Origin of the sequence: Pseudomonas sp. Y5-11 (genome assembly GCF_022368695.1) — a bacterium.
GTDB lineage: Bacteria > Pseudomonadota > Gammaproteobacteria > Pseudomonadales > Pseudomonadaceae > Aquipseudomonas > Aquipseudomonas parakoreensis.
The window spans coordinates 3,097,660-3,112,819 of sequence record NZ_CP058974.1 but is presented as its reverse complement, the minus strand read 5'-3'; the positions used below and the strand labels follow the sequence as shown (position 1 = coordinate 3,112,819).

Here is a 15,160-nt window from a genome sequence, read left to right as displayed (position 1 = left end):
AAAAAGAAATAAAGAAATCGTTCACCAGACAAATTTAATCGCTGCACCCCACTTGTAGGACAAAAAAATCAAGTTGTATGATGTCTATCAACAATGCAGCACCCAGCCCTACCCCGCATAAAAATAATCAGTGGGAGAAAACCAAGTGAAAACCTCCGTCTCCGGGATCAACGAGGGCGTCGATTCGACACTCGCGTCCGCCATCTCGAAAGTGAAACGCCACGTCCTGCCGCTCTTCGTGATCATGTTCATCGTCAATTACATTGACCGGGTGAACATCGGTTTCGTCCGCACTCACATGGAACATGACCTGGGCATCGGGGCGGCCGCCTACGGCTTCGGCGCCGGTCTGTTCTTCATCGGATACGCGCTATTCGAAGTGCCGTCCAACATGCTCCTGCAGAAAGTCGGCGCGCGCATTTGGCTGACCCGCATCATGCTCACCTGGGGCCTGGTCGCCGCCGGCATGGCATTCATCCAGAACGAAACGCACTTTTACATCCTGCGCTTTCTGCTTGGCGTGGCCGAGGCCGGATTCTTTCCCGGGGTGATCTACTACTTCACTCGCTGGCTACCCGGCGCCGAACGCGGCAAGGCCATCGCGATTTTCCTCAGTGGTTCGGCGGTGGCCTCGCTGATCTCCGGCCCATTGTCCGGCCTGCTGTTGCAGATCAACGGCCTGGGCATGCACGGCTGGCAATGGATGTACTTCATCGAGGGGATGTTCTCGGTCGGGCTGTGCGTGTTCGTCTGGTTCTGGCTCGACGCCAAACCTCACGACGCGAAATGGCTGACCCGCGCCGAACAGGACGCACTGGTCAGCGCCATCGATGACGAACAGAAGGCCCGCGAAGCCGCGACGCCGATCCGACCTTCAATGGCCAAATTGCTCAAGGACCGGCAGATCATCCTGTTCTGCCTGATCTACTTTTTTATCCAGCTGACCATCTACGCCGCGACGTTCTGGTTGCCAAGCATCATCAAGAAAATGGGCGAGATGAGCGATTTCCAGGTCGGGCTGTTCAACTCGATTCCGTGGCTGCTGTCGATCATCGGCATGTACGCCTTCGCTGCCTTCTCGGCCAAGTGGAAGCATCAGCAAGCCTGGGTCGCCACCGCGTTGTTGATCGCCGCGGCAGGGATGTTCATGTCCACCACTGGCGGGCCGATTTTTGCCTTTGTCGCGATCTGTTTTGCCGCGCTCGGCTTCAAGTCCGCCTCCTCGTTGTTCTGGCCGATTCCGCAGGCGTATCTGGATGCGCGAATCGCCGCAGCGGTGATTGCGCTGATCAACTCGGTGGGCAACCTCGGCGGCTTCGTCGCGCCCACCACCTTCGGCCTGCTGGAACAACACACCGGCTCGATTCAGGGCGGCCTCTACGGTCTGGCCGCGACCTCGATCATCGCCGCGATCATCGTCTTCGCGGCCCGCACCACACCGAAACCGGCTGCTGACCTTGCCGTGGCCGAAGCCGCGCCGAAGCACGCCTGAACTCTGCCTGATTAGGATCAAAACCATGACTGCACACGACACCGCCAAAGCGCCGATCATCACCGCCATGCAAGTGATTCCAGTGGCCGGCCACGATGGCATGTTGCTCAACTTGAGTGGCGCCCACGGGCCGTTTTTTACCCGCAACATCGTTATTCTCAAGGACAACGCCGGGCACACCGGCGTCGGTGAAGTGCCCGGTGGCGAGCGCATCCGCCAGACGCTGGAGGATGCTCGCAGCCTGGTGCTCGGCAACCCGATCGGCAACTATCAGAAAATCCTCAATCAGGTGCGCCAGACCTTCGCCGAGCGTGACGCCGGCGGCCGTGGCCTGCAGACGTTCGACCTGCGCATCACCATTCACGCAGTGACCGGACTCGAAGCCGCCCTGCTCGACTTGCTCGGCCAACACCTCGACGTACCGGTCGCGGCGCTGCTCGGCGAAGGCCAGCAGCGCGACCAAGTGAAGATGCTCGGCTATCTGTTTTACGTCGGTGACCAGCGCGAAACCAGCCTCGCCTACCGCAGCGAACCGGACGCCGATAACGACTGGTTCCGCGTCCGTCACGAGAAGGCCATGAGCGCCGAAGCGGTGGTGCGTCTGGCCGAAGCGGCCCACGCAAAATACGGTTTCCAGGATTTCAAACTCAAGGGCGGCGTGCTCAGCGGTGATGCGGAAATCGAAGCCGTGACGGCACTGGCCGAACGCTTTCCCGAGGCGCGTATCACCCTCGATCCGAACGGTGCGTGGTCACTGAAGGAAGCGATCCGCCTGTGCCGCGATCAGCATCACGTGCTGGCTTATGCCGAAGACCCTTGCGGTGCGGAAAACGGTTACTCCGGGCGTGAAGTCATGGCCGAATTTCGCCGCGCCACCGGATTGAAGACGGCGACCAACATGATCGCCACCGACTGGCGTGAAATGGGCCACGCCATTCAGTTGCAGTCGGTGGACATCCCGCTGGCCGACCCGCACTTCTGGACCATGCAAGGCTCGGTGCGTGTCGCGCAACTGTGCCACGAGTGGGGCCTGACCTGGGGCTCGCACTCCAACAACCACTTCGATATCTCTTTGGCGATGTTCACCCATGTCGCGGCCGCAGCACCGGGTGACATCACCGCCATCGACACGCACTGGATCTGGCAGGACGGCCAGCGCCTGACCCAGGCGCCGCTGCAAATTGTCGACGGTTGCGTGCAAGTGCCGCAGAAACCGGGGCTGGGCGTGGAGCTGGACATGGACCAAGTGGCCAAGGCTCATGAGCTGTATAAAGGCATGGGCCTCGGTGCGCGAGATGACAGCGTGGCGATGCAGTTTTTGATTCCGGGGTGGACGTTCGATAACAAGCGGCCGTGCCTGGTGCGCTGATGCCTTCCCCCTTGTAGGAGCTGCCGCAGGCTGCGATCTTTTGATCTTGATCTTCAAAAATCAAAGTCAAACGATCGCAACCTGCGGCAGCTCCTACAAAGGATTTGTGTCAGGCAGAGATTTGCAGCAACCAGCTTTTGAACGCACTCATCGCCACCGTCTCCGGCCGCGACTGTAAACGCGTCAGCCAATAACTGCCGGTGGTGATTTCAATCGCAAACGGCTGACGAATCACATCCGCCGCCAATTGCCGGGCGAACATCAGCGGCGGTGCCAGCGCTACGCCGCTGCCCTGCAGCGCGGCCTCCATCATCGCCAGCGACGAGTCGAACACGATGCTCTGCGGCGGCGCGGCGTGGGTCGCCAGACCGGCGGCGTGAAACCATTGTGGCCATTCATCGGTACGATACGAGCGCAGCAAACGCTGCTGCAACAGGTCACCCGGGGATTGCAACTGCCGGGCAATTTCCGGCACGCACAACACCGACAGTGGCGCATCGAGCAAGCGCGTGGCCTCGATGCCATGCCACGCCCCGGCACCGAAACGAATCGCGTAATCCAGGCCTTCGGCGGCGACATCGACCCGGTTGTTGTGAGTCGACAGCCGCAAATCTATGAGCGGATGTTTCGCCTGGAAGTCTGCCAGCCGTGGCAGCAGCCAACCGACCGCAAAGGTTCCCACGGCACCCACGGTCAACATTTCCCGATACTGACCGCCCGCCAGCCGCTCAAGCATCTGCGCGATGTGATCGAACGACGTGGTCAGAACGGGCAACAGGGTCTCGCCTTCACTGGTCAGCATCAGCCCACGGGGCAGGCGTTTGAACAGGGTGACGCTGAGTTGCGCTTCGAGGCTTTTGACCTGATGGCTCACCGCCGCCTGGGTCACGCATAACTCCACCGCGGCGCGGGTGAAGCTCAAATGACGCGCAGAAGCTTCGAAAGCGCGCAGTGCATTGAGCGGCAATTGAGGTCGAATCATGCCAATTCCCAAATTTTTCTAATGGCTCATCCGAAATATCATCGTTTGTCGACGAGTGCCAGACTGCCTAAATTGTCGGCGCTGATCAGCTGCCCAACCTTGCGATTGCCCGCAGTCTAGCGGGATATCACCCTCAACACTCATGGAGAGTGGGTCACACATGTCGTTCATCAATCCGAGCAAAGTCATCATCTGCAGCGCATTTGGCGTGATTTTCGCTGCTACCACGTGCATGGCCGCCACACCCAGCGACGAGCAATTGCAAGCCCTGGTAAAAAAAGCCGTCGCCCCGGTGATGCAGCAACAACAGGTTCCGGGCCTGGCCGTGGCTGTCACCGTCCACGGCCAACCGCATTACTTTAATTACGGCGTCGCCGCCAAGGATACCGGGCAGAAAGTCAGCGAAAACACCCTGTTCGAAATCGGTTCGGTGAGTAAAACCTTTGCCGCGACCCTGGCGGGCTACGCGCAGGCGACCGGCAAACTGGACCTGTCGACCAAAGCCAGCCAGCTCTGGCCGGAACTGAAAGGCAGCGCTTTCGACAACATCAGCGTACTGCAACTGGGCACCTACAGCGCTGGTGGCCTGCCGCTGCAATTCCCTGACCAGTGGGATTCGGCGGACAAGATGCTCGACTATTACCAACAGTGGAAACCGAGCTTCCCGGCCGGTAGCCAGCGTCTTTACTCCAACCCGAGCCTGGGCCTGTTCGGCTATCTGGCCGCCAAGACTCTTGGCCAGCCCTATGATCAGGCAATGAGTGAAACCCTGCTGCCGAAACTCGGTCTGCAACACACCTACCTGCAAGTGCCGAAAGCGCAAATGAGCCTGTACGCGCAGGGCTACGACAAGAACAACCAACCGGTGCGCGTCACCCCGGGCGCGATGGATGCACAAGCCTATGGCGTGAAAACCAGCGCCGCCGACCTGCTGCGTTACGTTCAGGCCAACCTGAAACCGGCAAGCCTGGAAGCCCCACTGCAACAAGCCATCGCCAACACCCACACCGGTTACTACACCGTCGGCGACATGACCCAAGGCCTGGGTTGGGAAATGTACCGTTACCCGATCAGCCTCGACCGCTTGCTGGCCGGTAACAGTACAGAAATGGCCATGCAGCCGCACAAGGTGAAGTGGCTCAACCCGCCGCAATCGCAGGCGGATAATGTGCTGCTGAACAAAACCGGGTCTACGGGTGGCTTTGGCAGTTACGTGGCGTTTGTGCCGTCGAAGGATGTCGGCGTGGTGATTCTGGCGAACAAGAATTTTCCGATTCCGGAGCGGGTGAAGATTGCTCACACGATCCTCAGCGTTTTGACCAACTGAAAATCAAATGATCGCCGCCTGCGGCAGCTCCTGCACCGGCCCCATGCAGGAACTGCCGCAGGCTGCGATCTTATTGGCGGGCAATAAAAATGGGCGACCTGTAGAGGTCGCCCATTTTTTTGATTCAGACCATGCCGTCAATCATCCGGCATTTCCGGTGGCTTGCTCGGTTTCGCCGGTTTGCCCGCCTTGGCGCCCTTCTCGCCTTTCTTGGCTGCCGGTTCGGCGGCGGTGGCCTTGGTTTCAGCGACCGTCGGTGCGCTGATTTCCTTTTCGCTGGCCGGCAGTGCATCAACGGTGTCGAAGATTTTCTTCAGGTCCACCGACTTCGCTTCATCGCCCGAGGCCGAGAGTTTGGTCTCGCCGTCCTTGCCCAGCAGGAACACTTTCGGGTACGCCCCGGCGCCCAGCTTCAGCGAGCGCAACAAGGCCATGGTGTCCTGCTGGCCGAGGTCTTTGCCGTCGAGCTGACCGGCCATATTGAGGATGGTGTAGACCTTGATGTTGCGGTCAGTCACACCTTTCTTGTTCGCCGGATCTTCCAGCGACTTTTTCAACCCCATCCACACGGGGTCGACGGTGCTTTGTGCGATCACGATCAACGGTCGGGCCCGTCCCATATCCCCGGCTATGGGCGAATCGTTGTCAGCGGCGAACAAGGGGCCGGCAATCGCCAGCAAGAGTGTCAGGGTCAGTGACCTGATGAGCATGCGCATCTCCTTTTGATATCCACGCTCTAATGATTGCGCATCGCGGCGATTGTTCCGGACCTGTGCCCGGCAAATATGTTTCGCCTTGTCAGAAGCTTAGGTCAGCCGCGTCATTGCGCAACCGCATCGGCGTAATCGTGACGCGGATTTGATTACCTTTTATGAGCGCATTAGGCTGGCTGTTCCGCCCATGAAAAGGAGTTCAGCCCATGCACATCGACTACCTGTGCGATCACCCGCATTTGATTGAGGAACTGGCCGAACTCAATTTCAAGGAATGGGGCGAATTCCGCGACGGCGATACCCTTGAGGCTCGTACCGAACGGATGCGCGCCGCCTGCGGCAAGGGTGCGGTTCCCAGCGTGGTGGTGGCCATTGAAGACGGCCGATTGCTCGGTGGCGCGCTGCTGATCGACAGCGACATGAAGATCCGCCCGCAACTGACGCCGTGGCTGGCGGGGGTTTATGTGAAGGCCGAAGAACGCGGGCGCGGGATTGCTTCGCAACTGGTCAAACGTATTGTTGAAGAAGCCAGAGCGTTGGGCGTACAGACGTTGTATCTGTACACCGATGCGGCGCAAGCACTGTATGCGCGGTTGGGTTGGGAGGTGGTCGAGGATCTGGTCTACGAGGATTTGCCGGTGACCGTCATGAAATTCAACATCCTTCATACCCCAGTGTAGGAGCTGCCGCAGGCTGCGATCTTTTGATCTTCGTTTTTACAATCAAGATCAAAAGATCGCAGCCTGCGGCAGCTCCTACATCAGAACGCCAGCTTGTAACCGATCAACAGCAACATGGTCGCCAGACACGGGCGCAGCAATTCATCGGAAATGCGCCCGGTCAGGTGGCTGCCCAGCCAGATGCCCGGCAGCGAACCCATCAGCAGGAAACCCAGCACGCCCCAATCCATGTTGCCCATGCTCGCGTGGCCAAGACCCGCAACCAGGGTCAGCGGTACGGCATGGGCAATTTCGGTGCCGACCAGACGGCGGGTTGGCAGCAGCGGATAAAGAATGAACAACGCGACCGTGCCGAGGGCGCCGGCGCCGATAGATGTCAGGGCGACCATGGTGCCGAGGATCAGACCGGTGATCACGGTCATTACGTTCAGGCGCGCGCCGCTCGGGTTGTAGTTGCCGCCCGCGCGATTATGGGCGAATTCGAGCAGGCGCTTCTTGAACAGAATCGCCAGCGCGGTGGCGAACAACACCCAGCCCAAGGCTTGCTTGATGATCGCGTTCATCGCCTCGGGCGCTGTGTGCAGACTGCTGAGAAACCACAAGGTCAGGGCGACTGCCGGCACGCTGCCAAGGGTCAGCCAACCGGTGATCGCCCAATCGATGTTGTTGTTCTTCTTGTGAACCAGTACGCCACTGGATTTGGTGATGGCCGCGTACAACAGGTCAGTGCCCACCGCGGTTGCCGGGTTGATACCGAACCACAGCAGGATCGGCGTCATCAACGAACCGCCGCCGACACCGGTCATGCCGACAATAAAACCCACCACCAGCCCGGCGATGACCAGGCCGAAATTTGCCAATTCCATTAAGACGTCCAGAAAAACGACAGGAAAAATCTGGCCCGCAGCATAGCGATTTTTCATATAACCACATATATCAATGCGGTCTATCGTTATGCCCGATTCCTACATCTAACACTGTAGGAGCTGCCGGAGGCTGCGATCTTTTGATCTTGATTAAAAGACAAAATCAAAAGATCGCAGCCTCCGGCAGCTCCTACAGTGGAGGTGTGGTTCAGTGCTGGCGCCGGCCCGGTTTGAAACTGTGATGCCGGTTGATCCACACCGTCGCCAGCGCAATCAGCGACAGGATCAACAGCGCCCACGGAAACGACATCGCCCCCGCCTGATCCAGCAGCAACCCGCCAAACAGGCCGCCGCCGGCAATTGCCACGTTCCAGGACGTGGTGAGCATCGCCTGCACCACGTCCACATGCTCGCCAGCCGAATCCGCCGCAGCCGTCAGCAGCAACGTTGCCGAGCCGCCAAATGACAGGCCCCACACGGCCATGCAGGTGTAGATCAGCCACGGCGACGCAGACATCAGCGCCAGCACCAGTGCAGTCACGGCAAATACCGCGAGGCTGATCAGGGTCAGCCAGCGCAGCCAGCGATCCACCAGCACGCCGATGATCCAGATTCCGACCAGCGAACACAGACCAAACACCAGCAGCACCAGATCGACACGCTCGGCCAGCCCGGCCTGCATCAGGAAAGGCGCAATGTAGGTGTAGAGAATGTTGTGCCCGAGCATCCAGGTCAGCACCACGAACAGCACCGGCCGCACGCCCGGCAGGCGCAATGACTGCAGCAACGGCAGGCGCTCGGCGCTGGCCTGGCCCGGACGATCAGGCACCGCCAGCACAATCCACGCCGCCAGCACCAATGCCAGCGCCGACATGATCCCGAACGACGCACGCCAGCCGATCAGGTTACCCAGCCACGTCCCCGCCGGAGTACCCAGGGACAGCGCCACCGGGGTGCCCAGCATCGCGATTGCCAACGCCCGCCCCTGCTGATGCACCGGCACGATCCCGCGGGCGTACCCGGCCATGATGCCCCACGACAGTCCTGCGGCCATCCCGGCGAGAAAGCGCGACGCGAGGGTCAGGCCGTAATGACTGGAGAACGTGGTCACCGTGTTGAACAGCAGGAAACCACCGACCGTCATCAGCAGCACCCGGCGCCGTGGCCAGCCCCGGGTGGCCACGGTCAGCGGAATCGCCGCGACTATCGAACCCAGCGCATACAGCGTCACCAGTTGCCCGGCGAGCACTTCACTGACGCCGAGCCCGGCGCCGATCTGCGGTAACAGCCCGGCCGGCAACGTCTCGGTGAGGATGGCGATGAAGCCGGTCATGGCGAACGCCAGTAACGCGGCGTACGGCAGTTTTTCTGTACGGGCGACGCGGTCGATGCGGTTGAAGTCGGTGCTTGCGGAGTCGGTCATGACAGGTGCAGCTCCCTTTTGAGCTAATTTTTATTTGAAACTGTATACAACTTACACCACCAACCCCTGTAGGAGCTGCCGCAGGCTGGAATCTTTTGACTTGGTTTTTTAAGATCCAGGTCAAAAGATCGCAGCCTGCGGCAGCTCCTACAGGGTTCACTGCACCGGGAGGAAATTCAGGAACAGCAGGCTCTGCGCGTAATTCAGGCCAATACGCCGGTAACGCTCGTCGAGCATCTGCGTCAGCAAGTCGAGCCGCGCGACGATCTTGCCGAATTCGGTGGCGAAGCTCAGGTTGCTGCCCTCCTCCGAGATTTCATTGGAGAACAGCAGCGGCTGGCCTTCCTTGTTCTGGCGCTGGGCCAGGATCCACGTGGCTTTCTCGATGTTGCGCGCGGCGTTGTGGACGAAGGTCGGGTTGATTGCGTCGGTCATGTAGAACTCGACGCGGTTGCCATGAGCGGTGACCAGCATGCTGCCAATGGCATAGATGAAGGCGCCGACCCGATCCCCGAGAAACTCCGGACTCATCGCATAGCTGAGCGCCGCCAGATCCTTGCGCCCGCCCAGCACCGGCAACGGTTGCTGCTGCTCGACCGCCAGGCGCACCTGTTTCACCGCGGTGTTGATGTCGAGGAACCCCGATTTGCGCAGTTCTTCCGGGTTGCGCAAATACAGCTTGCCCATCAACCGATAAAGACTGTTGAGGTTGTCGCGCATCGCCAATGTGGCCATGCGGTCGACGCTGGTCTGCAGGAATTCCTGCGGTTGACCGTCACGCATCTGAGCGATGAAACCGTTGCCGGTCTGGTGCGTGCAACCGCTGACAAACAGCGATGACAGACAGGCCAGCAGCAGACACGGGCGGCGAACAAATCGGATGATCGGGTGAAAAGCTCTCGGCATGAATTCTCGAACGGGCACATTCCTGCGCGGCGGGCGTCGCCGCATCCTGGCCAAGGATAGAGCCGGCAATTGCAAAAAAGTGCAGTGGCGGATCTGCCCGGTTGATTGGCGGCGAATGAGCGCCAAGCTAATTAGTCAGTCTTTATTGTTGAAATACACGATCAATCAGCTATAAACCTTCTTCCACTACCAAAATAGATTGACTAGTTACCTGTAGGAGCTGCCGAAGGCTGCGATCTTTTGACCTTCGTTTTTAGAATCAAGATCAAAAGATCGTCCGAACGCGACCCGAGCCTGCGGCAGCTCCTACAGGGGGAATTGTGGTGTTTTCAAAACAACAAAAAGGAAGGTCAACCATGCTTCAATCCCGTCACCTGCTCTCCGGCCTCGGACTGTCCCTGATGATCGCCACCCTCTCCGCCAACGCAGCCGGCCTGACCGCCGAACACAAAGCCTTTGGCAAAACCAATGACGGCACGCCCGTCGAGCAATACATCCTGCGCAACAGCCACGGCATGCAGGCGACCGTCATCACCTACGGCGCCACCTTGCAATCGCTGCTAGTACCGGACAAACACGGCAAAGCCGCTGACGTGGTGCTCGGTTTCGACGATGTTCAGGGTTACCAGAAAGGCACGGCGTATTTCGGCGCGACCATCGGCCGTTTCGGCAATCGCCTGGCCGAGGGTGCATTCGAACTCGACGGCAAGCGCTATCAAGTGCCGCAGAACGACAAGTCCAACGCCTTGCATGGCGGCACCCAGGGTTTCGACAAGAAAGTCTGGAAAGCGCAGGCAACCAAGGACAAGGATTCAGTCGGCGTGACCCTCACCTATCTGTCGGCGGACGGTGAAATGGGCTTCCCCGGCAATCTCACCACCGAAGTGACCTACCGCCTGACCGACAACAACGAGTTGCGCATCGACTACAAGGCCAGCACCGATAAACCGACGGTGCTCAACCTGACCAACCACAGCTACTTCAACCTCGCCGGTGCCGGCAATGGCGACATCCTCAAGCAGGTGGCCACCTTGCACGCCAGCCATTACACCCCGGTCACCGGCAAACTGATCCCGACCGGCGAACTGGCGCCCGTGGCCGGCACGCCGATGGACTTCACCCAGCCCACTGCCATCGGCACGCACATCAAGGCTGAACACCCGCAGCTGAAATTCGCCGAACCGAAACAGGGCGGCTTTGATTTCAACTGGGTGCTGGACACCAAAGGTGATGTGAGCAAAGTTGCCGCCGAGGTCAGTGATCCGCAATCCGGACGGCATCTGCAGCTGTTCACCAGCGAGCCGGGCGTGCAGTTCTACACCAGCAACTTCCTCGACGGTACGGTCAAGGGCAAGGGCGGCAAGGTCTATCCGCACTGGGGCGCGTTTACCCTGGAAACGCAGCACTATCCGGATGCGCCGAATCAGCCGGACTTCCCGAGCACGCGGCTGGATCCGGGGCAGACTTACAGCCATAGCGTGGTGTTGAAGTTCTCCGCGAAATAACACTTGCCTTGTGGTGAGGGGATTTATCCCCGATGGGTTGCGCAGCAACCCTGCTTCTTGGGGGGCGCTGCGCGCCCATCGGGGATAAATCCCCTCGCCACAACCCCGATCCACTCCTTTCTGGAGGCCATTGGAACCCCTGCGCTATCCTGCTGCCCACTAAGGTATGACCATCAGCACAGGAGGTTTGAATGCGTACCCTTGAACTGGCAGGCGTGCAGGTTCCAGTGATCGGCCAAGGCACCTGGCGCATGGGCGAAGACCGCTCGGCGCACTCGCGTGAAGTGTCCGCGCTGCGCCAAGGCATCGAACTGGGCATGACCCTTATCGACACCGCAGAAATGTACGCCGAAGGCGGTGCCGAAGCTGTCGTCGGCGAAGCCATCGCGGGCCTGCGCGATCAGGTGTTTCTGGTGAGCAAGGTCTATCCGCACAACGCCAGCCGCAAAGGTATCCCGCAAGCCTGCGAACGCAGTCTGCGCCGGCTCGGCACCGATTACATCGACCTCTATCTGCTGCATTGGCGCGGCCAGTATCCGCTGGAAGAAACCGTCGAAGCCTTCGAACGCCTGCGCGAGGACGGCAAGATTGGCCGTTGGGGCGTGTCGAATTTTGATGTCGATGATCTCGAAGAATTGTCTTCCCCGGCCTGTGCGACCAATCAGGTGCTGTACAACCTGGAAGAGCGCGGCGTCGAATTCGATCTGCTGCCATGGTGCCAGCAGCAACGCATGCCATTGATGGCGTACTGCCCGATCGGTCAGGGCGGTGCGATGCTGGCTGAACCGGTGCTGAACACGATTGCCACTCGTCACAAGGTAACCCCGGCACAGGTTTCACTGGCGTGGATTCTGCGTCAGGATGGTGTGATTGCGATTCCCAAGGCTGTGCGACCGGAACACGTGCAACTCAATGCACAAGCGGCGCAGTTGCAACTGGATGCCGGGGATCTGGCGGCGCTGGATCAGGTATTCAAAGCGCCACAACGCAAGCAACGGCTGGCGATGGTCTGAGTCGCTGGCCGTTGGCGAGGGCTTCGTCATGAGAAGCACTGATCAGTACGATCCGTTCAATCTGCAGCGTTTCGTCCAGGCGCAGGACCCGGTGTTCGAACGGGTTCAGCGCGAACTCGATGAAGGGCGCAAACGCAGTCACTGGATGTGGTTTGTGTTCCCGCAGTTCGCCGGGCTGGGTGGCAGCGAGATGTCCCGGCGTTACGCCATTCAATCCGCCGAAGAGGCGCAGGCCTATCTGGCCCACGACCTGCTTGGCGCACGGTTGCGCACCTGCACGCAACTGGTGCTGAACATCCGTCAGCGCTCGATAGCCGAGATTTTCGGCCACCCCGACGACCTGAAATTCCACTCCTCGATGACCCTGTTTGCGCAGTTCAGCGCCGACGACTGCCCGTTCGCTCAGGCACTGGAGCGCTACTTCCACGGCATCCTCGACGAATGGACGTTGCAGCTACTGGACTCAAAACAGGCCCAGTTGCCCCCCGATCAGGGTTGAGAAATCGTCGTCGACGAACGGCAGAATCGCGTCCGCCACCGGTTGCAGCTGGCGAGTGATGTAGTGGTCGTAGTCGATGGCGGCGCGGCGCACTTCCAGCGGTTCCGGCCCGGCGAGGGTGATGACGTAACTGATCCAGCCGCCATTCTGGTACTGCCGTGGGCGACCCTGCTGCGCGTTGTAATCATCGGCCAGCCGCGCCGCCCGCACATGCGGCGGCACGTTGCGTTCGTAGTCGTCGAGGGTGCGGCGCAGGCGCTTGCGGTAGACCAGTCGTTCATCGAACTCGCCGGCCAGAGTCTTGCGCACGTAATCGCGCACGTAATCCTGATACGGCTTGCGCTGGAAGATCCGTTCGTAAAGCTCCTGCTGAAATTGCCGGGCCAGCAGCGACCAGTCGGTGCGCACGGTTTCCAGGCCTTTGTAGACCATTTCTTCACTGCCGTCGGCGCGGGTCACCAGTCCGGCGTAGCGCTTCTTGCTGCCCTCCTCGGCGCCGCGAATGGTCGGCATCAGAAAGCGTTTGTAGTGGGTTTCGTACTGCAATTCGAGGGCGCTTTGCAGGCCGTATGTTTCCCGCACGTGCTCGCGCCACCAGTCGTTGACGTGTTTGACCAGCGCCTGACCGATCTGCGCCGCCTCCTCCTGACCGTGCGGCCGGCGCAGCCAGACGAAGGTCGAATCAGTGTCGCCGTAGATCACCGCATGGCCCTGCGCTTCGATGAGCTGGCGTGTGCGCAGCATGATCTCGTGGCCGCGCAGAGTAATCGACGACGCCAGACGCGTATCGAAAAACCGGCAGCCGCTGGAACCGAGCACGCCGTAGAACGCGTTCATGATGATCTTCAGCGCCTGCGACAGTGGCGCGTTGTGCTCGCGTTTGGCGGTCTCGCGACCTTCGGCGACCCGCGCGACAATCGACGGCAGGCAATGCCGGGTGCGCGAGAAACGCGCGCCGCGAAAACCCGGAACCGAATCGGCATCGTCCGGGTGCTGCAAACCTTCGATCAGCCCCACCGGGTCGATCAGAAAGGTGCGGATGATCGACGGATACAGGCTCTTGTAATCGAGCACCAGCACCGACTCGTACAGCCCCGGCTGTGAATCCATGACGAAGCCGCCCGGGCTGGCCTGTGGCGGATTGGTGCCCAGGTTCGGCGCTACGAAACCCTGACGGTGCATCAGCGGCATGTACAAATGGGTAAACGCCGCCACCGAGCCGCCGCTGCGGTCCGCCGGCAGGCCAGTGACGCTGGCGCGTTCGAGCAAAAACGTCAGCAGTTCGGTTTTGGCGAAGATCCGCGTGACCAGTTCGCAGTCCTTGAGGTTGTACTTGGCCAGCGCCGGTTTGTCCTCGGCGAACATGCGGTTGATTTCGTCCATGCGCTGGTATGGGTTGTCGATCGCCTTGCCTTCGCCAAGCAAGGTCTGGGCGACGTTTTCCAGGCTGAACGAGGGGAAACTCCAGGTCGCCGAGCGCAGCGATTCGATGCCATCGATGATCAGCCGCCCCGCCGCCGAAGCAAAGTAGTGCGTGCGACTGCCGTGTTCGCGCCATTGCATCTCTTCACCGCCACGGCCGATTTTCAGCGGCACGCCGAGGCGCCGCGCGTGTTCGTGGAGGACGCGCAGGTCGAACTGCACGACGTTCCAGCCGATGATCGCGTCGGGGTCGTGGAGGGCGAACCAGTCGTTGAGCTTTTTCAGGATCACGGTGCGCGAATCGCAGTATTCGAGATCGAAGTCGACAATGCTCGCATCACCGTTCGGTGCGCCGAGCATGTACACCTGACGCTGGCCGCAGCCTTCCAGGGCAATGGAATACAGCTCGCCGGTTTCGGTGGTTTCGATGTCCAGCGATACCAGCCGCAGTTGCGGTCGGTAGTTGGGGTCGGGTTTCAGTTGGGCATTGAGCAAGATGCCGTCGTCATCGGCACTGCCACTGAACAGCACCGGCGCGGTGATGAAGCGCTCCATCAGGTAGCGTTCCGGCGGGCGCACGTCGGCTTCAAAGACGTCGACCCCGGCGCGGTTGAGCGCGGTTTCCAGGCGCATCAATTGACCGTGTTGCTGGCAATACAGGCCCAGCACCGGGCGATGCTCGAAATCCTGCAGGGCCAGCGGGCGCAGCTCGACATTCTTTTCATCGTGCAGCAGACGTTCGGCTGCTTCGCGTTGTGCAGCGGGGATAAACGCCACTGACGTCTGCGGCGCCAGACGCACACGGCGCGGTCCGGCGTCGGTCGCCAGCCAGAACTCGACTTCGGTGCCGGCCGGGGTGTCGCGCCAATGCCGGGTCAGGACGAAGCCCTGCTGTAAATCCACCACTGCAACCTCAGGAATTGAATCAGAGGGGCATTCTACGCTGCCATTCAGGGGATAACC

Annotated in this window: 13 protein-coding genes; 7 read left to right on the top strand and 6 right to left on the bottom strand. The window is 60.3% G+C overall.

Translation table 11 applies throughout. The features are described from left to right. Positions 1–145: 145 nt before the first annotated feature. The gene (locus tag HXW87_RS13830) at positions 146–1,492 is read left to right on the top strand and encodes an MFS transporter (protein ID WP_121184685.1); all 1,347 of its coding nucleotides are present in this window, start codon (positions 146–148) and stop codon (positions 1,490–1,492) included. Positions 1,493–1,517: 25 nt separating this feature from the next. Continuing rightward, positions 1,518–2,861 (top strand): glucarate dehydratase, encoded by a 1,344-nt coding sequence (gene gudD, locus HXW87_RS13825; protein WP_239779084.1) that lies wholly within the window; start codon positions 1,518–1,520, stop codon positions 2,859–2,861. A gap of 109 nt (positions 2,862–2,970) precedes the next feature. On the opposite strand, the gene HXW87_RS13820 is transcribed toward gudD, so the two are convergent. Further along, positions 2,971–3,843 (bottom strand): LysR family transcriptional regulator, encoded by an 873-nt coding sequence (locus HXW87_RS13820; RefSeq protein WP_239779083.1) that lies wholly within the window; start codon positions 3,841–3,843, stop codon positions 2,971–2,973. A gap of 160 nt (positions 3,844–4,003) precedes the next feature. On the opposite strand from HXW87_RS13820, the gene ampC reads away from it, so the two are divergent. Further along, positions 4,004–5,170 (top strand): class C beta-lactamase, encoded by a 1,167-nt coding sequence (gene ampC, locus HXW87_RS13815; protein ID WP_239779082.1) that lies wholly within the window; start codon positions 4,004–4,006, stop codon positions 5,168–5,170. 137 nt (positions 5,171–5,307) lie between these two features. Here the strand turns inward: ampC and HXW87_RS13810 are convergent, their stop codons facing one another. Further along, positions 5,308–5,880, bottom strand: coding sequence for a DUF4174 domain-containing protein (locus HXW87_RS13810; RefSeq protein WP_182404241.1), 573 nt, complete (start codon positions 5,878–5,880; stop codon positions 5,308–5,310). A 209-nt stretch (positions 5,881–6,089) separates the two neighbouring features. Here HXW87_RS13810 and HXW87_RS13805 point away from each other — a divergent pair, with 209 nt between their 5' ends. Beyond that, a complete protein-coding gene (locus HXW87_RS13805) occupies positions 6,090–6,563 on the top strand; it encodes a GNAT family N-acetyltransferase (RefSeq protein ID WP_182404240.1) in 474 nt (157 codons plus the stop codon). 80 nt (positions 6,564–6,643) lie between these two features. On the opposite strand, the gene HXW87_RS13800 is transcribed toward HXW87_RS13805, so the two are convergent. The 3 genes from HXW87_RS13800 to HXW87_RS13790 form a co-directional block, all read right to left on the bottom strand. Continuing rightward, the gene (locus tag HXW87_RS13800) at positions 6,644–7,429 is read right to left on the bottom strand and encodes a sulfite exporter TauE/SafE family protein (RefSeq protein WP_041074069.1); all 786 of its coding nucleotides are present in this window, start codon (positions 7,427–7,429) and stop codon (positions 6,644–6,646) included. A 208-nt stretch (positions 7,430–7,637) separates the two neighbouring features. Beyond that, the gene (locus HXW87_RS13795) at positions 7,638–8,852 is read right to left on the bottom strand and encodes an MFS transporter (protein ID WP_182404239.1); all 1,215 of its coding nucleotides are present in this window, start codon (positions 8,850–8,852) and stop codon (positions 7,638–7,640) included. A gap of 156 nt (positions 8,853–9,008) precedes the next feature. Then, a complete protein-coding gene (locus HXW87_RS13790; protein WP_047291528.1) occupies positions 9,009–9,758 on the bottom strand; it encodes a hypothetical protein in 750 nt (249 codons plus the stop codon). Between the two features lie 356 nt (positions 9,759–10,114). Between HXW87_RS13790 and HXW87_RS13785 the strand changes: the two genes are divergently transcribed. The 3 genes from HXW87_RS13785 to HXW87_RS13775 all read left to right on the top strand — a co-directional run bounded on the left by HXW87_RS13785 (position 10,115) and on the right by HXW87_RS13775 (position 12,775). After that, positions 10,115–11,263, top strand: coding sequence for an aldose epimerase family protein (locus HXW87_RS13785; protein ID WP_182404238.1), 1,149 nt, complete (start codon positions 10,115–10,117; stop codon positions 11,261–11,263). Between the two features lie 191 nt (positions 11,264–11,454). After that, the gene (locus HXW87_RS13780) at positions 11,455–12,276 is read left to right on the top strand and encodes an aldo/keto reductase (RefSeq protein WP_182404237.1); all 822 of its coding nucleotides are present in this window, start codon (positions 11,455–11,457) and stop codon (positions 12,274–12,276) included. A gap of 28 nt (positions 12,277–12,304) precedes the next feature. Next, positions 12,305–12,775, top strand: a complete 471-nt coding sequence (locus HXW87_RS13775; protein ID WP_095667002.1) for a DUF1810 domain-containing protein — start codon at positions 12,305–12,307, stop codon at positions 12,773–12,775. On the opposite strand, the gene HXW87_RS13770 is transcribed toward HXW87_RS13775, so the two are convergent. Beyond that, positions 12,740–15,100, bottom strand: coding sequence for a DNA polymerase II (locus HXW87_RS13770; RefSeq protein WP_239779081.1), 2,361 nt, complete (start codon positions 15,098–15,100; stop codon positions 12,740–12,742). The genes HXW87_RS13775 and HXW87_RS13770 overlap by 36 nt on opposite strands. Between the last annotated feature and the right edge of the window lie 60 nt (positions 15,101–15,160).